25 protein-coding genes are annotated in these 20,815 nt (G+C 68.4%); 11 read left to right on the forward strand and 14 right to left on the reverse strand.

Going from position 1 to position 20,815, the window contains the following annotated elements; genetic code table 11:
- Window positions 1-120: 120 nt before the first annotated feature.
- Both AB0M51_RS26655 and AB0M51_RS26660 read right to left on the reverse strand, forming a co-directional pair.
- Window positions 121-2,118: a hypothetical protein gene (locus AB0M51_RS26655; RefSeq protein WP_363750955.1), complete on the reverse strand. Its 1,998-nt coding sequence runs from the start codon at window positions 2,116-2,118 to the stop codon at window positions 121-123.
- Window positions 2,119-2,120: 2 nt separating this feature from the next.
- Window positions 2,121-2,678, reverse strand: a complete 558-nt coding sequence (locus AB0M51_RS26660) for a hypothetical protein (protein WP_344200251.1) — start codon at window positions 2,676-2,678, stop codon at window positions 2,121-2,123.
- Between the two features lie 163 nt (window positions 2,679-2,841).
- On the opposite strand from AB0M51_RS26660, the gene AB0M51_RS26665 reads away from it, so the two are divergent.
- Together AB0M51_RS26665 and AB0M51_RS26670 are read left to right on the forward strand one after the other, a co-directional pair.
- Window positions 2,842-3,972: a molybdopterin-dependent oxidoreductase gene (locus AB0M51_RS26665; RefSeq protein ID WP_363750957.1), complete on the forward strand. Its 1,131-nt coding sequence runs from the start codon at window positions 2,842-2,844 to the stop codon at window positions 3,970-3,972.
- Window positions 3,969-4,406: a hypothetical protein gene (locus AB0M51_RS26670; RefSeq protein ID WP_344200257.1), complete on the forward strand. Its 438-nt coding sequence runs from the start codon at window positions 3,969-3,971 to the stop codon at window positions 4,404-4,406. Before AB0M51_RS26665 ends, AB0M51_RS26670 begins: the two co-directional genes overlap by 4 nt.
- Here AB0M51_RS26670 and AB0M51_RS26675 read toward each other — a convergent pair.
- A complete protein-coding gene (locus tag AB0M51_RS26675; RefSeq protein ID WP_363750959.1) occupies window positions 4,352-5,173 on the reverse strand; it encodes a 3-keto-5-aminohexanoate cleavage protein in 822 nt (273 codons plus the stop codon). The two genes, AB0M51_RS26670 and AB0M51_RS26675, sit on opposite strands and share 55 nt — an antisense overlap.
- A 92-nt stretch (window positions 5,174-5,265) precedes the next feature.
- Between AB0M51_RS26675 and dtd the strand changes: the two genes are divergently transcribed.
- Window positions 5,266-5,691 carry a D-aminoacyl-tRNA deacylase gene (gene dtd, locus AB0M51_RS26680; protein WP_363750961.1) on the forward strand — a complete coding sequence of 142 codons (426 nt, stop codon included), beginning with the start codon at window positions 5,266-5,268 and terminating at the stop codon, window positions 5,689-5,691.
- A gap of 97 nt (window positions 5,692-5,788) precedes the next feature.
- On the opposite strand, the gene AB0M51_RS26685 is transcribed toward dtd, so the two are convergent.
- From AB0M51_RS26685 to AB0M51_RS26715, 7 genes are all read right to left on the reverse strand, one after another.
- Entirely contained in the window at window positions 5,789-6,955 is a 1,167-nt protein-coding gene (locus tag AB0M51_RS26685) for a choice-of-anchor P family protein (RefSeq protein ID WP_344200266.1), read from the reverse strand.
- Window positions 6,956-7,309: 354 nt separating this feature from the next.
- A complete protein-coding gene (locus AB0M51_RS26690) occupies window positions 7,310-7,606 on the reverse strand; it encodes a DUF1416 domain-containing protein (RefSeq protein WP_209697529.1) in 297 nt (98 codons plus the stop codon).
- A gap of 3 nt (window positions 7,607-7,609) precedes the next feature.
- The gene (locus AB0M51_RS26695; protein ID WP_344200271.1) at window positions 7,610-8,458 is read right to left on the reverse strand and encodes a sulfurtransferase; all 849 of its coding nucleotides are present in this window, start codon (window positions 8,456-8,458) and stop codon (window positions 7,610-7,612) included.
- Between the two features lie 12 nt (window positions 8,459-8,470).
- Complete coding sequence (locus tag AB0M51_RS26700) at window positions 8,471-8,917, reverse strand: DUF4395 domain-containing protein (protein WP_344200274.1); 447 nt, start codon at window positions 8,915-8,917, stop codon at window positions 8,471-8,473.
- A gap of 270 nt (window positions 8,918-9,187) precedes the next feature.
- Entirely contained in the window at window positions 9,188-10,156 is a 969-nt protein-coding gene (locus tag AB0M51_RS26705; RefSeq protein ID WP_344200276.1) for an RDD family protein, read from the reverse strand.
- A gap of 60 nt (window positions 10,157-10,216) precedes the next feature.
- Window positions 10,217-10,648 (reverse strand): thioredoxin family protein, encoded by a 432-nt coding sequence (locus AB0M51_RS26710; RefSeq protein ID WP_363750965.1) that lies wholly within the window; start codon window positions 10,646-10,648, stop codon window positions 10,217-10,219.
- Between the two features lie 45 nt (window positions 10,649-10,693).
- Window positions 10,694-11,107, reverse strand: coding sequence for an HIT family protein (locus AB0M51_RS26715; RefSeq protein WP_363750967.1), 414 nt, complete (start codon window positions 11,105-11,107; stop codon window positions 10,694-10,696).
- A gap of 48 nt (window positions 11,108-11,155) precedes the next feature.
- Here AB0M51_RS26715 and arfB point away from each other — a divergent pair, with 48 nt between their 5' ends.
- Genes arfB through AB0M51_RS26735 form a run of 4 tightly spaced genes read left to right on the forward strand, consistent with a single transcriptional unit; the run spans window position 11,156 to window position 13,401 of the window.
- A complete protein-coding gene (arfB, locus tag AB0M51_RS26720) occupies window positions 11,156-11,563 on the forward strand; it encodes an alternative ribosome rescue aminoacyl-tRNA hydrolase ArfB (RefSeq protein ID WP_363751500.1) in 408 nt (135 codons plus the stop codon).
- Window positions 11,564-11,594: 31 nt separating this feature from the next.
- On the forward strand, window positions 11,595-12,233 hold the full coding sequence (locus tag AB0M51_RS26725; RefSeq protein WP_344200284.1) for a hypothetical protein: 639 nt from the start codon (window positions 11,595-11,597) through the stop codon (window positions 12,231-12,233).
- Window positions 12,230-12,796, forward strand: coding sequence for a hypothetical protein (locus AB0M51_RS26730; RefSeq protein WP_363750969.1), 567 nt, complete (start codon window positions 12,230-12,232; stop codon window positions 12,794-12,796). The genes AB0M51_RS26725 and AB0M51_RS26730 overlap by 4 nt, the downstream gene beginning before the upstream one ends.
- Entirely contained in the window at window positions 12,793-13,401 is a 609-nt protein-coding gene (locus tag AB0M51_RS26735) for a hypothetical protein (protein WP_363750971.1), read from the forward strand. Before AB0M51_RS26730 ends, AB0M51_RS26735 begins: the two co-directional genes overlap by 4 nt.
- Here the strand turns inward: AB0M51_RS26735 and AB0M51_RS26740 are convergent.
- Together AB0M51_RS26740 and AB0M51_RS26745 are read right to left on the reverse strand one after the other, a co-directional pair.
- On the reverse strand, window positions 13,355-14,728 hold the full coding sequence (locus tag AB0M51_RS26740) for a hypothetical protein (RefSeq protein WP_363751502.1): 1,374 nt from the start codon (window positions 14,726-14,728) through the stop codon (window positions 13,355-13,357). The genes AB0M51_RS26735 and AB0M51_RS26740 overlap by 47 nt on opposite strands.
- A gap of 36 nt (window positions 14,729-14,764) precedes the next feature.
- A complete protein-coding gene (locus AB0M51_RS26745; RefSeq protein WP_344200291.1) occupies window positions 14,765-15,004 on the reverse strand; it encodes a MoaD/ThiS family protein in 240 nt (79 codons plus the stop codon).
- A gap of 161 nt (window positions 15,005-15,165) precedes the next feature.
- Here AB0M51_RS26745 and AB0M51_RS26750 point away from each other — a divergent pair, with 161 nt between their 5' ends.
- A complete protein-coding gene (locus tag AB0M51_RS26750) occupies window positions 15,166-15,879 on the forward strand; it encodes a response regulator transcription factor (protein WP_344200293.1) in 714 nt (237 codons plus the stop codon).
- Here the strand turns inward: AB0M51_RS26750 and AB0M51_RS26755 are convergent.
- Window positions 15,876-16,184 carry a hypothetical protein gene (locus tag AB0M51_RS26755; RefSeq protein ID WP_344200296.1) on the reverse strand — a complete coding sequence of 103 codons (309 nt, stop codon included), beginning with the start codon at window positions 16,182-16,184 and terminating at the stop codon, window positions 15,876-15,878. The genes AB0M51_RS26750 and AB0M51_RS26755 overlap by 4 nt on opposite strands.
- A gap of 105 nt (window positions 16,185-16,289) precedes the next feature.
- Window positions 16,290-18,095 (reverse strand): bifunctional metallophosphatase/5'-nucleotidase, encoded by a 1,806-nt coding sequence (locus AB0M51_RS26760; protein ID WP_363750974.1) that lies wholly within the window; start codon window positions 18,093-18,095, stop codon window positions 16,290-16,292.
- A 107-nt stretch (window positions 18,096-18,202) separates the two neighbouring features.
- Between AB0M51_RS26760 and mshD the strand changes: the two genes are divergently transcribed.
- From mshD to AB0M51_RS26775, 3 genes are all read left to right on the forward strand, one after another.
- On the forward strand, window positions 18,203-19,117 hold the full coding sequence (mshD, locus tag AB0M51_RS26765) for a mycothiol synthase (protein ID WP_363750976.1): 915 nt from the start codon (window positions 18,203-18,205) through the stop codon (window positions 19,115-19,117).
- Window positions 19,118-19,343: 226 nt separating this feature from the next.
- Window positions 19,344-19,907, forward strand: a complete 564-nt coding sequence (locus AB0M51_RS26770) for a DUF6318 family protein (protein ID WP_363751504.1) — start codon at window positions 19,344-19,346, stop codon at window positions 19,905-19,907.
- Window positions 19,904-20,773: a PKD domain-containing protein gene (locus AB0M51_RS26775; protein ID WP_363750978.1), complete on the forward strand. Its 870-nt coding sequence runs from the start codon at window positions 19,904-19,906 to the stop codon at window positions 20,771-20,773. Before AB0M51_RS26770 ends, AB0M51_RS26775 begins: the two co-directional genes overlap by 4 nt.
- Window positions 20,774-20,815: the final 42 nt, after the last annotated feature.

Below are 20,815 nucleotides of genomic sequence, written 5' to 3' on the forward strand. Positions count from 1 at the left end.
GTCGGCGGCCGGACCCGGCGGGGAGTTCGAGGAGGGCTGGGGAGTGACTGTGGGTGTGAGCCGGCACCGCAGGCAGGTGGTTGGGGCCTGCGGTGCTGGACGGTTGGGGGCTGTTGGGGACTAGCGGCTGCGGCCGCCGTCGTCGCCTCGGCCTCGGTCGCCTCGGTCGGCGGTGCGGTCGCGGGCTTGCTGGCCGGCGGTGCCGGGGCGCTCGTTGGCGGTGACGCCGGCGTCTGCGCTGGTTGCTCCCGAGGCGTGGGCGTGGCCCTTTGAGGTCTTGTCGGCCAGGTGGGCCACCTCTTGGGGGGAGATGTTCTGGCCGGGTGGGTGCTGCTCGCGGTTGCCGTCGAGCAGGGCGTCCTCCGCGTGGCCGTCGGGCTGGCGGCGCTGGGGGCCTTGCTGGTTGCCCTGGCCCTCGGGAGCGGTTCCCTGACCGGGTGCCTCTGCCTCGGCCTCCACCGCGCTTTGGGTGGCGGCGCCGACGGCCTGCATGTTCGGGGCGCTCGGGCCCTGGGGTTGCTGGGGCTGTTGGCTCTCCGTGCCCTGCTGGGACTGCTCAGGTGCTTGGGTCTGCCTGGGCTGGTCGGTCTGCGGTACGTCGGCCTGCTGCACTTGCTGGTCCTGCCCCGGTGTCTGCTGGGCGTCGACCTCGGGAGTCTGATCGGGGGCCGGATCTTGGCCGAGGTCTGCCTCGTCCTGGGCCAGGTCGGTGTCGCGGGCGGTGTCGGTGACGTACGGGTTGGTGCCGTCCTGGTTGATGTCCGGGCCGTCCTGGTCGACGGACGTGTCCGTGACGTACGGGTCGGTGGTGGGCTCCGGGCCGCCGGTGTCCAGGTCGGTGTCGAGGTCCGCGTTCTGCTGCTGGGCGTCGGCGCCGGGGGTGTCCAACTGCGGGTCGTCGGTCACGTACGGGTTCGACTGGTCGTTGGGGTCGAGCGACGGATCGTTCGCGTCGAGAGCTGGGGCGTTCGCCCGGTCGGTCGTGTCCAGGGCCGGGTCGTTGCCGTCGACACCCGGTTCGTTGCCATCTACCCCAGGTTCGGTGCCGTCGACACTTGGGTCGGCCTGGTTGAGCGACGGGTCGTTGGCGTCGACAGCCGGGGCGTTGGCGTCCAGCGACGGGTCGTTCGCGGGGGCGTTCTGGTCCACGGACGGGTCGTTCGCGTCCAGGGCGGATGCGTTGTTCGGATCCAGGGACGGGTCGCCGGCGTCGGCCGCGCGGGCGTTCGACGGGTCGTTCGGATCGAGAGCCGGGTCGTTCGCGTCGACGGCCGGGGCGTTGGCCGGGTCGTTCGGGTCCAGGGACGGGTCGCGGTCCGGGTCGGTGGTGCCGGGGGCGGCGTCGAGGTCGCTGTCGGGGGCGGCCTGTCGCTCGTCGTCCGCCTTGTCCGCCTGGTCGCGCTCTTCCTGGTCTTCCTGGAGGTCTTGCAGTTCCTCAGCCGCGACCGCGGCGCCGACAGCCGTTCCCGCGGCGGCGGTCGGGTCGACGCCGCGCCGGGCCTCGTCCTCTGTCGTGCGGTCCTGCTCCTCACGGCGTTCCCGGTCGGCCCGCTCCCGGTCCGCCTCGGCGCGCTGCTCCTCGCGGCGCTCGACGGAGTCGTCGACACCGTCGCCGTCGCGATCGTTGGCGTTGTCGTTCTGCTGGTCGGTGCGGTCGTCCCGGTCGACGTTGTCGTCGATGTGGTTCCGGTCTCGGTCGGTCCGGTCCTCGATCCGGTCGTCGATGCCGTCGCCGTCGCGGTCGTTGTTGCGGTCCTGGTCCAGGTCGCGCTGCAGCGTGTCGATCCGCTGTTGCTGCGCCTGACGCTCGGCGTTCAGGTCGCTGATCCGGCGCTCGTTGTCGTTGACGGCCGCCTGCAGCGAGGACACCTCGGCGGCCCGGGCGCGCTGCTGCTCGCCGACGCTCTGCATCGCACGGTCGATCCCGGGGTGGAACCGTTGGGCGTTGCGGAGTTGCTCGAGACCCGCGCGTTGCCGCTGCGAGCGGCTGAGCCTGGACCAAAGGTTCTGCGACAGGCGGCGACCGGAGCTGACGATGCGCTTCAGGTCCGCTCCGGCGCGCCGGAGCGAGTCGAGGATCTCGTCGAGATGCTCATCGCCGCTGTGCGTCATCGACATGGTTACGACACCTCGCTGGCGTAGACGGAGTATGCGAAACCGGCCACGTCTTCGTCGGGACCGGGCTGGGACGCGTACAGGTGGAACTCGGCGCCCGGGCGGAGCCAGACAGCCAGGTGCCTGCGGCGGCCGCGCCACTCCGGAGGGATGCGCAGGTCGTCGCCGGGGCCGACGTACACGGGTGGTCCCCAGTACTGCCGGGCCAGTTGGAGCTGGGCCGGCCAGTGCTGGTCGAGGCCCTCCTCGGCGAGCGGGATCTCGGACGGGCCGATCTCGTACGCCGACCAGCCGCTGCGCGGGCTCTCCGGCAGCACGGCATCGGGCAGCACGAGCATCACGGTCTCGCGCCGGGTGACCAGACCCCAGGTGTAGCGGTCGGGGTCGATGTCGCCCGGCGCCCACGGGCGCCAACCGGTGGCTGCGGTGACGCGGTCGACCAGCGAGCGGATCGCCTCCGCACCGGTGGCCGGCGGCCCCCAGATCGACCGCCAGTCATTGACCTCGGCCAGGTCCGCCATCGCGCGTTCGTCGTCGTCGGACGACCGCTCCTGCGTCTTCACGCCGCCACACTCCCTTCGTCAAGTTGACCCAGAGTATGCCCCGATCGGTACCACCGAGAGCCGCTGATCGCAGACCTGTGGACAACTGGTTCCGGGTACGCCGTTCGCGAGCAGTAACCGCAGTTCGCCGCTCACACGTCCCCGACTGCGATGTAGTGGAAACATGAAGCTCCCGGCACCACCGACGTTCTCGTCGCCGCTGCATCATCCGCGGGTGGCGACCGTTATCGGACGCTGGCTCGGGGCAGCCGTGGTGATCTGTTTCCTGACCGGCTTCTACAGCCACCTCCTCCAGGACACCCCGAGCTGGCTCACCGTCCCGAGCCGACCGGCCAACCTGTACCGCGTCACCCAGGGCGTCCACGTGATCAGCGGCACCGTCGCCGTACCGCTGCTGCTCGCCAAGCTCTGGACCGTCTACCCGAAGCTCTTCGCGAAGCCGGACCTGAAGGCGATCGGCCAGTTGGTCGAACGGCTGTCGATCCTCGTCCTCGTCTCGTCGATGGCACTCGAGCTCTTCATCGGGTTCGTGAACACGCTGCAGTGGTATCCGTGGCCGTTCCCGTTCCGGCAGACGCACTACGCGCTCGCGTGGATCATCGTCGGCGCGCTCCTCGTCCATCTCGCGGTCAAACTCCCGCTGATCCGCGCCAACTGGCGTCGTACGCCGGAACGCCGGCTCGAGTCGCTCCCGGCCGAGACCACCGGGCTCACGCGCCGCGGGTTGTTCCGCACGGTGGCCGGCGCGGCCGCACTGGTCGGGATCACGACGGCGGGGCAGTCCGCGACGCCGCTCGGGTCCGTTGCCGTGCTCGCGCCGAGGAAGCCGAACATCGGCCCACAAGCGTTGCCGGTGAACCGTACGGCGGCCGCGGCGGGGGTCGGCGGGATCGATGCGGACTGGCGGTTCACGGTCGCGGGGCCGCGAGTCCTGTCGTACAGCCTCGACGAGTTGCGGAACCTGCCGCAGAGCCGCGCCGAGTTGCCGATCGCCTGCGTCGAGGGGTGGAGCCAGGGCGCGAGCTGGGAGGGGATTCGGGTGCGGGACCTGCTGGAGTTGTGCGGGGCGCCGGCCGGCTCGCGGGTCCGGGTCGTGTCCATGGAAAAAGGCGGGTTCTACGGGACGAGCGAGTTGCCGGCGGACTTCGCGGCGGATCCGTTGACGTTGCTGGCGCTCAGGCTGAACGGGTCCGAACTCGCGCTGGACCACGGGTTTCCGGCGCGGATCATCGCGCCCAACCGGCCGGGGGTCCTGCAGACCAAGTGGGTTCATCGGTTGGAGGTCGTCGCATGAAGGTGCGGATCGGCATGGTGGTCGCCGGCGTGCTGATGGCCCTCTGGGGTGCTTGGGAACTGTGGCAGAGCGTCGACGTGCGGGGCTTGGTGCGGTTGCCGTTGTGGCTGGGCGGGGCGGTGATCGTGGACGACTTCGTCCTTGCCCCACTGACCCTCGCGGCCGGGTGGTTGGTCGCAAAGTGGTCGCAGCGGCCGGACGCGCATCGGACGGTCGGGGTGGTGCGGACGACCTTGTTGTACGTCGGGATCACCAGCCTGATCGCCCTGCCGCTCGTCTTCAGGCAGGGCACCGGAGCGAACCCGACCGTCCTCCCCCGCGACTACCTCCGGGACTGGCTTTTGCTGGAGGCAACGATTGTCGTGATCGGTGCCGTCGGCTACTTCACGTTCAGCAGGGTGCGGGCCTCGTCGGGGGACATCGGCGGGCGCTGAGCCAGGGTCGCGAGGGCGGCGGCGCGCTCGACCAGCTCGGCGTTGTGCGTGACCGGTAAACCCTTCGCGAGCGTCAGCGTGTCCTCCATGCCGACGCGAAGGTTGCCGCCCTTCGACAGGGCCGCCAGCGCGACCGTCAGCGACGTACGGCCGATGCCCGTGGCGGACCAGGACGTGACGGCGTCGGGCAGCGCGTTGACCGCGGCGACGAGGGCGTCCGCCGTACCGGGCATGCCGCCGGGGACGCCCATCACCAGGTCGCAGTGCACCCGCCCGCCGTACGGCAGGCCGTACTTGTCCAGCAGCCGGTGCAGCGCGGCGACCTGGCCGAGGTCGAACAGCTCGAACTCCGGGACCACCTCGCGCTCCTGCGTCAGCTGGAAGAGCTGGGTGACGAAGGGCCACGGGTTCATGAACACGTCGTCGCCGAAGTTGACCGTGCCCATCGTCAACGAGCAGGAGTCCGGCGCGGCGTCCAGTACGCGCAGACGGTCTTCGTACGGATCGGTGACCGCGCCACCTGTGGACAGCTGCACGATCAGCGCGGTGTTCTCGCGAACGGCGGCCACGGTCTCGGTCAGCCGCCCGAGGTCGAGGGTCGGCCGGTGCTCACCGTCGCGGATGTGGATGTGGATCATCGCGGCCCCCGCCGCCTCGCAGCGCTTCGCGGTCCCGACCAGCTCGTCGAGCGTGGTCGGCAACGCCGGGCAGTCCGCCTTCGCGGTCTCGGCACCGGTGGGGGCAACAGTGATCAGAGTCGACGCCATGGACAAATCCTGCCAGATCGGGTTCTGAAACGGATATTTGCCGGTCAGCAGGTCCGATGACCGGACGATCTCCTGCGCGAGAAGATACAACCATGAGAGCCGTGGTACAGCGAGTCAGTCAGGCGTCGGTCAGCGTGGACGGCGAGGTGGTCGGGGCGATCGACGAGCCTGGGCTGTTGGTCCTGCTCGGAGTCACCCATGACGACACCGTCGAGAAGGCCGCGGCGCTGGCCGCGAAGATCTGGACGCTGCGCATTCTCGAGGGCGAGCGCTCGGCCGCCGACGAGCAGGCACCGATCCTCGCCATCAGCCAGTTCACGCTGTACGCCGACACCCGCAAGGGCCGGCGCCCGTCCTGGAGCGCGGCCGCCCCGGGGCCGGTGTCCGAGCCGCTGTACGACGCGTTCTGCGCCGCACTGCGGGACCTCGGCGCCAAGGTCGAGCGCGGGATCTTCGGCGCCGACATGAAGGTCACGCTGACCAACGACGGCCCGGTCACGCTGATTCTGGACGTATGAAACGGAACCGGCCCCCGGATCCGTGCGGGATCCGGGGGCCGGTGCTCTGGGTCGGTGAGGTTCGACTCAGCCGTGTTTCAGATGGTGTCTGCCGTGATCAGCTGACGACGCCGGCGGCCGAGTGGCCGACGACAACCTTGGTGTTCAGGCTGTAGACGTCGATGACCAGCGCGTTCACCGCGATGTAGCGCTTCTGCCGCATGACCTGGTTGAAGGTCAGACGGGCGATGCCCGGGATGTCCAGGGTCTTGTTCTCGCCGGTCGGAACCTTGTAGGTCTTGTTGCCGACCTTGATCGAGGCGATCGTCGAGGAGGAGCTCACGCCCGCCTTGTTGTCCTTGGTCTTCCACGCCGAGGCGGAGGACTCGATCGCACCGATGGACAGGTTGCCCACCTTCACGCCCGCGACGTGCGAGGTGAAGTTGATGTAGGACTTGTCCGCACCGATGGCGCCGTTCTTGGTGGTGTAGACACCGCCGACGTAGGCGACCTTCGGGATGTTCAGCTCGCCGACCGCGACCCGGACCGTCTTGCCCTCGGTGCCCTGGCAGGTGGTCTGGAGCGAGGTGGCGTCGGACACGACCAGCTTGTCGGCCGTGGCCTTGGTGCCGTACGCGTCGCCGATCACCAGCGCGGTGGCCGGCTTCGAGATCTCCGCGCGGGTCTTCAGCACCGCGACGTCGACGCCCTGCGGGATGTACTGGTTCTTCACCGTCGCGTGCAGCACGACCGCCTGCGCGTACGAGTAGATGCCGGACGCGGTCTTCACGCCGCCGACACGGTTCAGAACGATGTAGCCCAGGCCCGGAACGGCGACCTTGGTGTTGGGCTTCGGGTTCAGCAGCGACGGCACCGTGATCGCGCCGATCCGCACGCCCGCGAAGGTGGTGCTGCCGGTGTAGGACAGCTGGCCCTTCGAGTACTTCGACGTGGTGGTGGTCTTCACGCCGGTCAGCGTGAGCAGGTTGCCGACGCGGACGTCGGCGGCCACCGCGGTGCTGGTGACGCCCGTACCGCTGGCGTTGTTGAAGCCGTGCGTGTCGGTCTTCACCGAGCGCGCAATCGCCTGCCCGTTCACGTTCGCCGCGGCGATGTCGTTCTTGTCAGCCTTGTTGGCGTCCGTGGTGCAACCGAACTTGCTGATCACCTGCGGGCCACTGTTCGCCAGCCCGGATTCGACATCGGTCCCGTACGAGTAACCGCTGTAGCCGAAGACCGGCGAGGCGGACGCGGAACCAGACGTCAGCGCAATCGTAGAAGCCACGCCGACAACCGCCGCAACACCGACGGCAGCGAGCTTCTTGTATCCGATGCGGGGTCGCATTGACCCCTCCTCCCTGAGTGATGACGTGACCCGAACTGCGGGTCAGGACACAGACACAACTCGGTCGATTGCATTAGGTGACGAGCCGACCCCGCTCCGAGATCAAACCGTTACATATCTGGCGATCTTTGCCGCATCACCCTTAATCCGGATGCGATGTCCGCGGAACGCCTGCCCGGCAAGCGATTCCGGGCATGCCGAAGGGCCCGGACGCGCAAGGTCCGGGCCCTTCGGTGCTTACTTCAGGGTGGGCCACCGTCTGGTGTGGTGGCACCTTGTGTAACGACCAACCGGTCAGACAGTGACGGCCACTTCCGCGACCTCGCCGTACTGGGCCACGACCTGGCGGTCGACGGGCTGGGCCTTCGGGGCCAGCGTGCGCAGCGTCCAGCTGCCCGGCGCCGCGAAGAACCGGAAGTGCCCGGTGGCCGAGGTCGGGACCTCGGCGGTGAACTCACCGGTGCTGTCCAGCAGCCGGACGTACGCGCCGCCGACCGGCTCCTCGCCGCGCAGCACCTGGCCCTGGATCACGGCCTCCTTGTCGACGTCGACACCCTTGAGGTCGAGGCCGCCCTGCTTCGCTCCGCACATGTGTCAGGCCTTTCCGGGTTCGTCGCCGAGGGCAACAGGTACGCCGACCAGCGAGCCCCACTCGGTCCAGGAACCGTCGTAGTTCTTCACGTTCTCCTGGCCGAGGATCTCGTGCAGCACGAACCAGGTGTGCGCCGAGCGCTCGCCGATCCGGCAGTACGCGATGGTGTCCTTGCCGAAGTCCACGCCGGCGTCGGCGTACAGCTGCTTGAGCTCGTCGTCGGCGCGGAACGTGCCGTCGTCGTTGGCCGCCTTGCTCCACGGGATGTTCGCCGCGGTCGGGATGTGACCCGCGCGCTGCGCCTGCTCCTGCGGGAGGTGCGCCGGGGCGAGCAGCCGGCCGGCGTACTCGTCGGGGCTCCGGACGTCGACCAGGTTCTTCACGCCGATGGCCTCGTTGACCTCGTCGCGGAACGCGCGGATGTCCAGGTTCGGGTCCTTGGCCTGGTACTCGGTGGCCTCGCGCTTGACGACCTCATCGGTCAGCTCGCGGCTGTCCAGCTCCCAGCGCTTGCGGCCGCCGTCGAGCAGCCGGACGTCACCGTGGCCGTAGAGCTTGAAGTACCAGTACGCGTACGCCGCGAACCAGTTGTTGTTGCCGCCGTACAGCACGACGGTGTCGTCGTTCTTCACGCCCCGCTCGGACAGCAGCGCGCTGAACTGCTCCTGGTTGACGAAGTCGCGACGGACCGCGTCCTGAAGGTCGTCCTTCCAGTCCAGCTTGATCGCGCCGGCGATGTGGCCGGCGTCGTACGCCGAGACGTCTTCGTCGACCTCGATCAGGACCACGTCGGCGTCGTTCTTGTGCTCCTCGACCCAGTCGGCCGAGACGAGCGCGGATTCCCTGCTCATGTGTGCTGCCTCTCAGTTGGTAGCGGTGGATGGCGTACGAATGCGGTGGATCAGCAGATAGGCCTCGCAGCCGAGGCAGAGCCCGACGGCCGCGTTCACGAACGCGGCGACCAGGGCGAATCCGGTGGCGACCACTCCCAGCACCGTGGCGCCGGCCAGGTACCCGGCCAGGCCGGCAACCGCGAAGACCAGGCCGACCAGCTGGGCGAACCGCGGCGGGGCCGCGTCCTCCAGCTCCTTGGGCTTGCCCAGCCGGGGGCGGACCAGCCGCTTGAACAGCCAGCCGTACGGCGACGCCTGGACGCCGAAGGCGACCGAGACCGCGAACACCACGGCCTGGACCGCGAGCGGCCAGGGGTTGTTCAGGATCAGCGTCAGCGCCAGGACCACCGTGGTGATCCCGGCCGCGAACCGGAGACCGCGCGGATCGACCTGCTGTGCCGCCTGTTGTTCGGACATGACGACTCCCGGTGAAGGAGGATGTCGAGCCGGAACCCGCCCGAGTGTGCGGGAGACGACGTACGCGGAACCGTGCTCAGCGACCGGTTCCGCAGCGCTCGGGACGCCGCCTGGTCAGCGGCGTCGACACAGTGACGAGCGCACCCGGCAGTTGTCCACTGCCCTGCGCTTCGTCAGCCATGTCGTGTAAACCACGTGTCGAGAGTACGGAACCTGGGCGGGCCCGCCACTGCTGGTCCCATCCAATGAGACAACTGATCACATGTTGGATCAGGTGCGGACGACGTTGGTGGCGGCCACCTTGTCGTGCAGGGCCTGCTTCTTGTCGTCCCACAGCGGCCACAGGTCGTTCAGCAGCGCCAGGAAGCTGAACAGGGTGCCCACCAGCGGGATCGCGCTGAGCAGGCTGATGCCCACGTACACGCCGTACCGCTTGAGCACCACGATCCCCGGCGGGTTACCCGGTACGTCGCGGAGCCGGACCGCGATCCCCAGCAGCATCTTGCCGGGCGTCGCGCCCTTCTTGGTGAGGAACAGGTACTCGTACACGAACGACACCAGCAGACCGATCAGCGTGGCCGGGATCATCCATTTGTAGACCTCGGGCGGCAGGGTCGTGCTGGTGGTCGGCGTACCCGCCGCGGCCTGGTCGAGGGTGTCCTGGAAGTAGGCCCAGAGCACCTTGGAGTACTGATAGATGAAGTAGCCGGTCAGCGGGAGGCCGATGATGCCCGCGATGATCCCGTCGATGATGCGGGCGAAGACACGGCGCCACCAGCCGGAGAGCATCTGGCCGTCCGGGGTGGTGTGGACCCGCTGGCCCGGGTAGCCGTAGCCCGGCTGGCCGTGGCCGTACTGCGGTTGCCCGTACTGCTGCTGCGGCCCGCCGTACTGGCCGTACTGCGGTTGCCCGTACTGGGGTTGTCCGTACTGACCGTACTGAGGCTGCCCGTACTGCGGCTGGGCCGGTGGCGGCTGGTACCCCGGGATGCGCTGGCCGTACCGCGGCTGATCCTGCTGCGGCGGCTGTTGCGGCTGCTGGCCGCCGTACACCTGACCGTGCTGGGCGGGCTCGCCGTACCGCGGGAGGTCAGCCGGCCGCTGCTGCCCGAACTGGGCCTGGAGCGGGGGTGGGCCCTGCTGCGGCCGACGCTGATCCGTCCAGGCGTTGCCGTCCCAGTACCGCTGCTGGGCCGGGTCCTCGGGGTCGTCGTACCAACCTGCTGCTTGAGAGCTCACCGGGAAAGTCTTGCCTACACCCCGGGGCGTTGGCCATCGGGTGGCCCCTAGCGGACGGTGTCAGCTCGGCTGACGGTCGATCGCGGCGGCCAGCGCGGCGATCACGTCCGGTTTCCGGGGAGCTCCACTGGCCCGCTTCACCACGGCACCGGTCGCGTCCAGGATCAGCGTGGTCGGGGTCCGCAGGATGTCCAGCCGGCGAACCAGCTCGAGGTGCGACTCGGCGTCCAGCTCGACGTGGCGCACGCCGTCGACCATGCCCTCGACCTCGGCGAGCGTCCGCCGGGTGGCACGACAGGGAGCGCAGAACGCCGACGAGAACTGCAGGAGCGTCGCCCGCTCACCCAGCTCCGCACCGACCTCCGCGGCCGTCACCCGCTCCACGTCGTCCTCGCTCTTCCCGCGAAACCGCCCGTCCACCCACGCTTTGAGCACACTGAGGACCACACCGGCGACCACAGCGCCGGCCAGCACCCACAGCCCGAGACTCACAGCTACCCACGGTACGTCGCCCCGTTCACGTTTCAACCGCCCGTTTCACGTACTGAGAAGCCGCTGTACGTCGCCAGTCAGCCGATGCACCGACCGCCCACTCGGCCACGGCAGGCTGTCGTCCCCGTCCCCCGGGTACCGCGGTACGACGTGGAAGTGCAGATGGTCGACGCTCCGCCCGGAACCGGGACCACTGGCGTTCAGCAAGCACACCCCGGTCGCCCCGAGCCGCTGCACCATCTTCTGCGCGATCCGCTGCGCCAGATCCATCACCTCCGCCAGGTCCGCCGCCTGCACGTCCAGCACCCCCGCCGCGGTGTGACGGCGCGGTACGACGAGCGTGTGCCCGGGAGCGATCTCCTCGCCCGGCAACGGGAGGAACGCGACGGCGGCGCTCTCCTTGGCGATCCAGCGGGCCGAATCCGCGGAAATGAGTCCGCAGAAGACGCAGGCATCCATCTGGTGATTGTGCTCCGGTCTAATGGTGGTGTGGAGAGCGGAGTGACGGTGCGGTCCGGGGTGGTGGTGCCGGAGTCCGAGCTGGCCTGGCGGTTCTCACGGTCGAGTGGGCCTGGTGGGCAGTCGGTGAACACCACGGACAGCCGGGTCGAGCTGAGCTTCGACGTGGCCGGCACGTCGGCGTTGAGCGACGTACTGAAGACGCGCGCGCTGGAGCGGCTGCAGTCGCGGCTGGTGGACGGCGTACTGACGATCGCGGCGTCGGAGTACAAGTCGCAGTTCCGCAACCGGGAGGCCGCGCGGGAGCGGCTGGCCGTGGTGCTGCGCGATGCGATCGCCCCGCCGCCCCGCAAGCGCCGCCCGACCAAGCCGAGCAAGGCATCCGTACGCCGCCGTCTGGACGACAAGAAGCGCCGCGGCCAGACCAAACGGCTCCGGGGCCGACCGAACGACTGATCCGCCCCTTCCGCTGGTTACGCTTGCGGGCGTGCAGGAAACGGGGAGCGGGGGAACCGGGGACCAGGGGGAGCCGGAGGAACTCCCGGAGTTCCAGGATCTGAAGGTGCGCGGCCGTTCGGTCAAGACCTGGTCGATCGGCGTCGGCGCCGTACTGCTGGTGATCGCCGCCGCGTTCGGCGGGTTGAAGAAGGCCGGCGACGAGACGCCGCAGGTGGACGCCGGGACCGCGATCGACGCCGGGCAGTACGAGGTGACGATCCAGCGGGCGGTCATCGTCAAGGACCTGAAGCCGCTGTTCACCCCGGACCCGGGCGGCGTCCTGCTCGCGGTCGTGACCAAGCTGAAGGTCACCGACGACACCGGCACGACCCCTTCCCTGGACCTGATCCGGCTGGTCGGCGTCCCCGGCGTGAAGGACACCGCCGGGCCGCTCGGCTCGACCAACCTCCGCGACGCGACCATGAACCCGGTCCTCACCCCGGACGCCACCGAGGACGTCGCGTTCGTCTGGCAGCTCCCGAAGGGCACCAAGCTGCCGACCGAGGTCAACCTGACCGTGCAGGGCTACGAGCACCAGGACGAGTCGATCCTCGACCACCACGAGAAGTGGCTACCGGACAAGATCGTCGCCGACAGCACCGTCAAGGTGAAGGACAACCGCAAGTGAACGGCCGGAAGATCGCCAACCTCGGGCTGACGATCGCCGTGCTGGTCGCGATCGTCGCGCTCTACCGGTGGACGCCGGACCAGAAGGACATCCAGGACCCGACACCGGTGAAGGGCGTCGTCGGGCGCGCCGTGCAGACGCCACGGTTCGACCTGACCGTGAACGACGTCCGGGTCGGCAAGAAGCTCCGGATCCCGTTCTCCACGCCGGACCGCGACTCGCTGACGGACTTCGTGGTCGTCGACGCGACCGTCACGGCCACCCGTGAGCCGATGCACATCATGGGCGTGAAGATCCGGTCCGCGGACGGTGTCACCTACCTGGGCTCGAACCGCAGTGGCCTGGACCAGGTCGACCTGACCGGGACCGCGTTCTCCCCCGACATCCCGGTCCACGGCTCGTTCGTGGTCGAGATGCCCGCCGACAAGGTGCCGGGGGCAACCTTCCTGGTGATGGAGAAGTCGATCCTGAACGACCTCGAGCCCCAGGTCACGGTCCCGCTCGGCGACAACGCGCCGAAACTCGAGGACGTCGTGACCCTGACCGATGCGAGCGACGAATGACGGCGCGTCGCGCGCGGCGGGGCTGGTTCCGGCGGAACTCCGTCGCGCTCGCAACCCTCGTCGTGACGATCCCGTTCGCCGGCTGGTGGACCACCCACAGCGACTACAGGGCCTGGTACGACGCCGAGCCCCGCGATCCCGTCCAGGTCTCCGCGGGCGGTACGGCGTACAACGGTGCCATCTGGTACGCCGCGAGCGTCGAGGAGGACCCGCAGCCGGCCCGGACCGGGAACAGCTTCGCGGACAAGCTCCCGCCGGACACCACCCGGATCCGCGTGTACTTCCGGTTGCAGGTGGACAAGCTGTCCGTGCTCGACGGACTCGGCGGCTGCTCGCTGCACCTCCGCGCTCCGGACGGCCGGACCTGGGACGAGACCGTGGTCGCCGACGACTACCAGGACCGTCCGACCGGCTGCACGGGCGGTACGGACGACAAGCCGGAGAGCTGGCGGGGTGCGGCCGCGCAGTACTACCTGAAGCCGACGGCGGGTAAGCCGTTCGAGACGGTCGCGATCTTCGTCGTACCGAAGTCGGTCGCCGGCAGCGTGCAGCCGACGATCACGTGGCCGACGAAGCTCCCTCAGTACCTGGCATTCCCGAGGTAGCCGCGCTCAGGTCGGTGACGCCTTGATCACCGGCCGGCTGCTCGTGGACGGCGCGGGTGCGCGGCTCGAGGTAGCCCGCGAGGCCGCCGATCATCCGGTCGTACGCCGCGGCCAGCAGGCTGACCTGCAGCATGATCTTCAGGCCGTCCGTGAGCAAGGTCAGCGGTTCGTCGACGACCTGCCAGAACTGGAGCGTGTGCGGCCCGAGCACCCAGAGCTTGAGCGCGATCCACACGCCGCCGGCGGCGAACGTGACCACCGCCCAGGCCAGGAAGTACCCGAGCATCGGCCGCAGCCCCGAACGGACGACCAGCCGGAACGCCTGCACCACCGGGAGCCAGCGTTCCTTCCAGTCGGCGACCACCGAGTTGCCGGCGACCCGGACGATCCGCGGCGTCTGCTGCCAGCGATGCGTGATCCGGTCGAACCGCCAGCGCACCTTGTCGGGCTTCCGCACGACGCGGCCGTAGATGACCGCGGTCATCGTGATCCACATCAGCGGCAGGACGGCGGCACTCCACAGGTCGCCGATGCCCGCCGCGACGAATCCCGTGACCGCGTCCCACACCTCACGGACCTGGTTGACGCCGAGCAGATGGTCGAGCACCCAGGTGTACCCGTCCTGCAGCCACTGCCAGGCGACCCGCTGCTTCAGCCAGGTCATCGGCGGCGGGATCACCGAGGTCGCCTGGTACACGACGACGAAGATCCAGAGCGCCTCGAGGTAGGTGACGAACAGCTTGCGGACCGGGCCCTCTTCCTCCTTCTTCCACTTCTTGAACACGAAGCGGAGCAGGTACGCCGTGACGCCGAGGCCGATGAACAACCAGGTCGACAACGACTGCAGCCCCTCCGACTGCTGCGGCACCGTGCCGCCGGTCAGAACGTTCGCGACGGTGTCGTTCACCTTCTTGACCGCGAGCTGGTACTCGTAGTTGAGCGCCTCGTTCTGCAGGAACTTGTAGGCCGCGTAGAACGCCAGGAACGGCAGCAGCGCGGCAGCGACCGCGTCGAGCGGCTTGTGCTCGCTGCCGGGCTCCATACCGTCCGGCGCCAGCATCCCTTCGGCGACCGCACGACGGTGGAACGGGAGGTCGCTCCGCAGCACCAGGAACATCGTCACGTACATCGCCAGCGAGACGACCACGAGCAACGCCAGTACGGCGATCCCGGCCGCCTCGGCCTTGGCACCCGCCTGAACGGCGACCCATTGCAGGCCGCGGTGCACCAGCTGTGCCACCAGGAAGACCGCCGCCAGCCGCGGCCAGGCCTTCCCGAACAGGACCCCCGCCCGCCCCACCGTAGTGAGTAGCGTCCCCGACTCCATCGCCACGGCGACGAATGTACCCCGGGAGGAGTCCGGTCAGCCGCCGGCGAAGGGCGGCAGGGCGTCGACGAGCGCGCCCGCGGTCAGCGGCGTACTGGCGTCGGCCCGCTCGCCGTCCAGCAGGAACGTGCAGATCGACAGCACCCGCGCCAGCTCCGGGCGGTCGGACGAGACGGTCGCCACCAGATCACCGATCGAGCCAGCCTCCGCGGTCGCCGTCGACGTACCCGCGGCCGAACGTGCGGCAGCGAAGTACCTGATGGTCACTTCCGGCATCTGATCCGCGCCTCACTGGTCGAGTAGGTCTTCCGGTATTATGTCAGCTTGCTGTCAGACCCAGTGTGTCCCAGGCCCCCGGCAACGACGCCGCCGGGGCCTGCCGCGCACGAGGACCGGATCGCTGCGGCAGGATCCGACAATCAGCACAAGGAGACGGCGTGAGCACGTTGCTTCTGCTGACGAACGCGCTGCAGGCCTCCACCGAGGTGCTGCCGTCCCTCGCCCTGCTCCCGCACCAGATCCGCATCCTGCCGGCCGAGGTCGCCGCGCTGGTCGACGCCCCGGACGCCGACGCCGTGCTGCTCGACGCCCGGCGCGACCTGGTCGCGGTCCGGAGCGCCTCCAGGCTGATCCGCACCACCGGGATCGACGTACCGCTGATTCTCGTCGTCACCGAGGGCGGACTGACCGCGGTGAACGCGGACTGGGGCGCGGACGACGTCCTGCTCGACACCGCCGGCCCGGCCGAGATCGAGGCCCGGCTGCGACTGGTGATCGGCCGCCTCGCCGCGACCCGGAACGACGAGCCCGAGTCCACGCTGATCCGCAGCGGCGACGTGGTGATCGACGAGGCGTCGTACACCGCGAAGCTGAACGGGCGGGCGCTCGACCTCACGTACAAGGAGTTCGAGCTGTTCAAGTTCCTCGCGCAGCACCCGGGGCGGGTGTTCACCCGCGAGCAACTGCTCCAGGAGGTCTGGGGCTACGACTACTTCGGCGGCACCCGGACGGTCGACGTGCACGTACGGCGGCTGCGCGCGAAGCTCGGGCCCGAGCACGAGGCGCTGATCGGGACCGTCCGCAACGTCGGGTACCGGTTCGTCGTACCGCCGGCGCCGACCACCCGCGAGCCGGCCGAGGCCAAGTCCTAGAAGAAGAACTTCAGCAGGGTGAAGGCGAGACCCGCCGCCGGCAGCAGCGCCGCCGGCCAGGATCCGAAGCCCTGCTTGAAACCGGCCAGCAACGTGCCGATCGTGATCGGCACCAGCATGACCAGCATCGTGATGCCGGCCGCGTGCACCCCGACGTGCGACTGGAACGTCAGGACCCACCCGACCACGAATGCGAACGCCAGACCGAGCCAACTGGTGATCTGCACCGGCCCGTCCGCGCTGCGATGACCCCGGTGTGACGCGCGAGTGGCCCGCCGGTGCGAGGTCGGAGCAACGTGCGCCATCGCTCACCTTCCGTAAATGCCTGAGTACGCAAGGTACCAGGATCCCTGACCGGATACGAAAAAGGGCCGGTACGTCGCCGCACCGGCCCTTTCCGGGTGAGCTGCTCAGGAACCGAGCGTGATCCGGTCGGTGGCGACCGGGGTGTACGGGTCGTGCGCGCTCAGGTAGTTCGCGAACGCGTCGATGTCCAGCCCGCCGAACACCTTGTTCGTCGCGGTGGTGAACGCCGGGAAGCCGTCACCGCCGTCGGAGAGGAAGTTGTTCGTGACGATCCGGTACGACGTACCGTCCGCCAGCGGCTGGCCGCCGATCTTGATCGAGCCGGCCACGACCTTGGAACCCGCCGCTGCGGCCGGGTTCCAGGTGTAGATGATGCCCGCGACCTGGAGCACCTTGTACTTCGCCGCCTCCGGGCCGTTCACGCCGGAGAACTGCTGCTCCAGCAGGGCCTTGATCTGCGCCCCGGTCATGTCCATCGAGACCAGGAAGTTGTTGAACGGCTGCACGGTGAACGCCTGCCCGAAGGTGACCGCACCGCCGTTCGACGCGAGGTCGGCGCGGATACCGCCCGGATTCATGAACGCCGCCACCGGCGCCTTGCCGGCGGACACCACCGACGGGTCGGCGAGCTGCGCGTCCGCGATCAGGTTGCCCAGCGGCGACTCCAGCGAGTCGTCGTTCGTCCGGACCACCGACGGGGTGCTGATGTGGCCGATCACCTTGCCCTCGATCGGCGCGACCAGCGCCTTGTACTTCGCGATCAGCTTCGCCGTCTTCGGGTCCTGGACGACGTCCTGGGTGACGATCTGGTTCTGTGCCAGGGTGTTCGTCCGGTCGACGTCACCGGTCGCGTTGTCGATGCTCAGCCGGACCTCGGTGACCAGCCGGCCGAACGACGAGGCGCTGGTGACCAGCCGCGGCTTGCCGGCCTTGTCCGGCAGCGAGCAGTTGTACGCCTGGTGGGTGTGGCCGGAGATGATCGCGTCGATCTCCGGGTCCAGGCCGGCGTTGATGTCAACGATCGGGCCGGAGATCCCCGGGCAGCTGTTGTACGCCTTCGGGTCGGCCGGGAACCCGCCCTCGTGCAGCAGCACGACGATCGACTTCACGCCCTTCTTCTTCAGCTCCGGGACCAGCGCGTTCGCGGTCGCGACCTCGTTCTTGAAGGTCAGGCCCTCGACGCCGGACTTGGTCACGATGTTCGGCGTGTTCTCCAGCGTCATACCGATGAACGCGACCTTCTTGCCGTCCTTGAAGGTCTTGATCGTGTACGGCGCGAACAGGGTCTTCTGGGTGTTCGTGAAGAACACGTTGGCGCTCAGGTACTTGTACTTCGCGCCCTCGAACGGGTGCTTCGGGTCCGGGCAGGAGTTCTGGTTGTTCTGTCCGTCGCCGTCCGGCAGGCAGCCGCCGGTCTGCATCCGGAGCAGCTCGTGCCAGCCCTCGTCGAACTCGTGGTTGCCCACCGACGCAGCCTCGAGTCCCATCCCGCTCAGCGCTTCCACCGTCGGCTCGTCGTGGAACGCCGCCGACAGCAGCGGCGACGCACCGATCAGGTCACCCGCGGCGACCGTCACCGAGTCCTGTCCCTTGGCCTTGGCGGCGGCCCGGAGCTCCTTCAGGTGCGTGGCGAGGTACGCCGCACCGCCGGCCGGGATGTCGTTGATCTTGCCGCCGGAGCCGGTGGCCGGCTCCAGGTTGCCGTGGAAGTCGTTGATCGCCAGCAACTGGATCTGCGAGTGCGTCGCCTTCGGTGCCTGTACGGCGGTCTGCGCCGCGGCATCGGACTGGGTCGCAGCTCCGGCCTGGCTCAGGGATCCCCCCGTGGCCAAGGCGAGCGCGACGGCCGTCCCGGCGGCGAACAGGCCTGCCGCCCGCCGTCCCCCCAACCGTGCTCTGTCTCGTGCCATGTCGTTCTCCGTGTTCTTGATTGATGAGTCCGCTGAAGTTACCTGAGCAGCAAACCCTCTTTCCAGAACCTGAGAATGAACTCAGCTGAACCTTTTACTGTGTTCCGGTGACCCTTGAAGCCGTTCCCTCACCGTTGCCCCCGGCCACCGCCGCCGCCGTCACGGAACTCGCCCGTGCCGCAGCAGAAAGCGACGGCGTCCATCCGCTGTCCGAACGCACCCTGCTGCACCTGGACGGCGAACACCCCGGCGACGTCCACGTGCTCGCGTACTCCGGCGAACCCGGCACCATCGAGGTCAGCGGACTGCAGAGCGCCCGCAACCTCGCGGGGTACGCCGGCCTGTCCCCCGACGGCTCCGCCGAACTCGTCGTTGGCGTTCCCTACCGCCGGCAGGGCTTCGGTACGGCGCTGCTCCGGATGCTGCTCGACCACGGCGGCGCCCGTACTCGCGTCTGGGCCCACGGGCGTCTGCCTGGCGCCGACGAACTCGCCCAGCGCCTCGACCTCTCGGTAGCACGTGAGCTGTACTTCCTCCGCCGTACCAGGGCTACTCTCCCGTCGCCCGTGTGGCCCGACGGGATCGCCGTACGCACGTTTGTCCCCGGCCAGGACAACGCCGCCTGGCTGGAGGTCAACGCTTCCGCCTTCGCGGACCACCCCGAACAGGGCAGCTGGACCGCCGCAGACCTGGCCGAACGCCTCCAGCAGCCGTGGTTCGATCCCGAGGGCTTCTTCCTGGCCGTCGACTCCGCCAGCGGCGCCATCGCCGGCTTCCACTGGACAAAGGTCGAGGAGGGCGTCGGCGAGGTCTACGTAGTGGGCGTCTCCCCGTCCTTCCAGGGCCGAGGCCTGGGCAAGTCCCTCACCCTCCAAGGCCTCCACCACCTCCAGAACGACCGCAACCTCGACGAGATCGTCCTCTACGTAGACGGCACCAACACCGCCGCCCGCGCCCTCTACACCAACCTCGGCTTCACCACCGCCGCCCTGGACGTCCAGTACGCCCCTCACAACCAGTGACCACCATCACAGCGAATCCCCCACTCACCCCGCGTCATAAACCCCCACCCCCACCCGTCCCCCCATCAACCAGGAGCCGCCCGAGCCTCTAACCCCCCAGCCGAGCGGCTCCTGGCCCTTATCCACAACTGCACCTATTGACATCGCGCTGCACTCCGACTCCTGATTACCATCAGGTCATAACTACGGAGAGGTGTTGTCTGTGACAACAGGTAATCGGCCGAGCGTGCAGCTGTTGATAGCTGCCGCTGCCGCGACCTGTCTGAGCGCTTGCGCTCCTGGGAGCCCGGAGGCCGGCCGCCCTGACATCCCAGCCGCAGCCGAGACAAGGCCCGCCACCGCTAACTCAAGCGTGGCCATGACAGTTCCCGTACGGCCCGACGGAGCTTACGGTTTGACGTTGGCGGCAGCAGAGCTGTTCGTTCGGCACTACATCTCTTTGATGAACTACGCCGCGACGACGGGAGACGCCTCCGCGATGCGGTCAGTCAGTGCGAAGGACTGTGATGGTTGCGCCAAGTACTACACGTCCGTCGAGAAGCTGAACGAGGCCGACGGTGGTCTGGGGGGCGACTACCTTGAGCGCGTCGTCGAGGTCACAGAGCTGACCAGGACCGGGAAGGACAAGGTCGCGGCCTCTACCGATGTAACAGTCGGCAAGTACCTGGCACGACGGTCGCCATCGGCGACTCCGGTTGTAGTGCCAGCAACTCCGTACACCGAGGAAATGGTGCTGGCAGCGGTCAGCGGCAACTGGCAGATGTTCGAGATGGAGTTGACGACCAGATGAAGCATCGCGCCGGCGCTCTGGCAATGAGCCTCTTGCTCGGGGCAGCGTTGTTCGGGCAATCGCTGACAGCGACCGCAAACGGAACCACGACGGTCGGGCAGTCAGATGGCCCCCAGGTGGACCCCTTGGTTTTGAAGGAAGCGGTGCGGCTTATCGGGAAGTCACAAACCAAGAACCACCACCATGTTCCCGGCACACAGAGGCGCGGTTCGAGCTCCACTCATCGGGCCGTCGCTCGGAGACCGAAGACGCTGTCCGAGATACAGACGGAGACCACTGACGAACAGTTGCACCGTCTCAACGACTCGGTGTGTAGCCGCCTTCCTGACGGCACGATTCATGGCCCAACTCGGTGCAAGGCCTGGTTCGACTACCTGGACTCGAAGAATCGGCGCGACACCGCCCGGAAGGCGATCGACGACATCCGTACGCAGATCCAGCAGCAAACGGTGGACATCCCGCTTCCGAAACTGACTGTCCGGGTCCAGCCGGCGGGTCGGACTCTGGTCAACCTCGACACGATCGTCTACACCAACAAGAAGACCCAAACCCGCGTGCCGATTACGCTTCTGGGCTATCCGGTCACAGTCGTAGGGACGCCTGTCAGCTACACCTGGCACTTCGGCGACGGGACGCCCGACCTGACGACGACATCGCCGGGCAGCCCATATCCTGCGAAGGAGATCACGCACAAATACTTCCGGAAGGGCGACGTGAAGCTGTCTGTGACCGTGAACTATGCAGCGGCATTCTCAATTGGCGGCAGTCAGCCGATGCCCATCGCCGGGACCTTGGCGATTACCGGACCACAGACACCCCTAAAGGTTCGGGAAGCGGTACCCGTCCTGGTAGAGCCGGAACGCTGACAACGGACGAACGTCCTTGCACGGACTTCGGTCGGTCCCGGG

Source organism: Kribbella sp. NPDC051137 (genome assembly GCF_040682535.1).
Classification (GTDB): domain Bacteria; phylum Actinomycetota; class Actinomycetes; order Propionibacteriales; family Kribbellaceae; genus Kribbella; species Kribbella karoonensis.

Coding starts and splice junctions, on each gene's coding strand:
- AB0M51_RS26655 (WP_363750955.1), bottom strand. CDS start 2,118: ATGTCGATGACGCACAGCGGCGATGAGCATCTCGACGAGATCCTCGAC.
- AB0M51_RS26665 (WP_363750957.1), top strand. CDS start 2,842: ATGAAGCTCCCGGCACCACCGACGTTCTCGTCGCCGCTGCATCATCCG.
- AB0M51_RS26670 (WP_344200257.1), top strand. CDS start 3,969: ATGAAGGTGCGGATCGGCATGGTGGTCGCCGGCGTGCTGATGGCCCTC.
- AB0M51_RS26675 (WP_363750959.1), bottom strand. CDS start 5,173: ATGGCGTCGACTCTGATCACTGTTGCCCCCACCGGTGCCGAGACCGCG.
- dtd (WP_363750961.1), top strand. CDS start 5,266: ATGAGAGCCGTGGTACAGCGAGTCAGTCAGGCGTCGGTCAGCGTGGAC.
- AB0M51_RS26690 (WP_209697529.1), bottom strand. CDS start 7,606: ATGTGCGGAGCGAAGCAGGGCGGCCTCGACCTCAAGGGTGTCGACGTC.
- AB0M51_RS26695 (WP_344200271.1), bottom strand. CDS start 8,458: ATGAGCAGGGAATCCGCGCTCGTCTCGGCCGACTGGGTCGAGGAGCAC.
- AB0M51_RS26700 (WP_344200274.1), bottom strand. CDS start 8,917: ATGTCCGAACAACAGGCGGCACAGCAGGTCGATCCGCGCGGTCTCCGG.
- AB0M51_RS26715 (WP_363750967.1), bottom strand. CDS start 11,107: ATGGATGCCTGCGTCTTCTGCGGACTCATTTCCGCGGATTCGGCCCGC.
- AB0M51_RS26735 (WP_363750971.1), top strand. CDS start 12,793: ATGACGGCGCGTCGCGCGCGGCGGGGCTGGTTCCGGCGGAACTCCGTC.
- AB0M51_RS26740 (WP_363751502.1), bottom strand. CDS start 14,728: ATGGAGTCGGGGACGCTACTCACTACGGTGGGGCGGGCGGGGGTCCTG.
- AB0M51_RS26745 (WP_344200291.1), bottom strand. CDS start 15,004: ATGCCGGAAGTGACCATCAGGTACTTCGCTGCCGCACGTTCGGCCGCG.
- AB0M51_RS26755 (WP_344200296.1), bottom strand. CDS start 16,184: ATGGCGCACGTTGCTCCGACCTCGCACCGGCGGGCCACTCGCGCGTCA.
- AB0M51_RS26760 (WP_363750974.1), bottom strand. CDS start 18,095: ATGGCACGAGACAGAGCACGGTTGGGGGGACGGCGGGCGGCAGGCCTG.
- AB0M51_RS26775 (WP_363750978.1), top strand. CDS start 19,904: ATGAAGCATCGCGCCGGCGCTCTGGCAATGAGCCTCTTGCTCGGGGCA.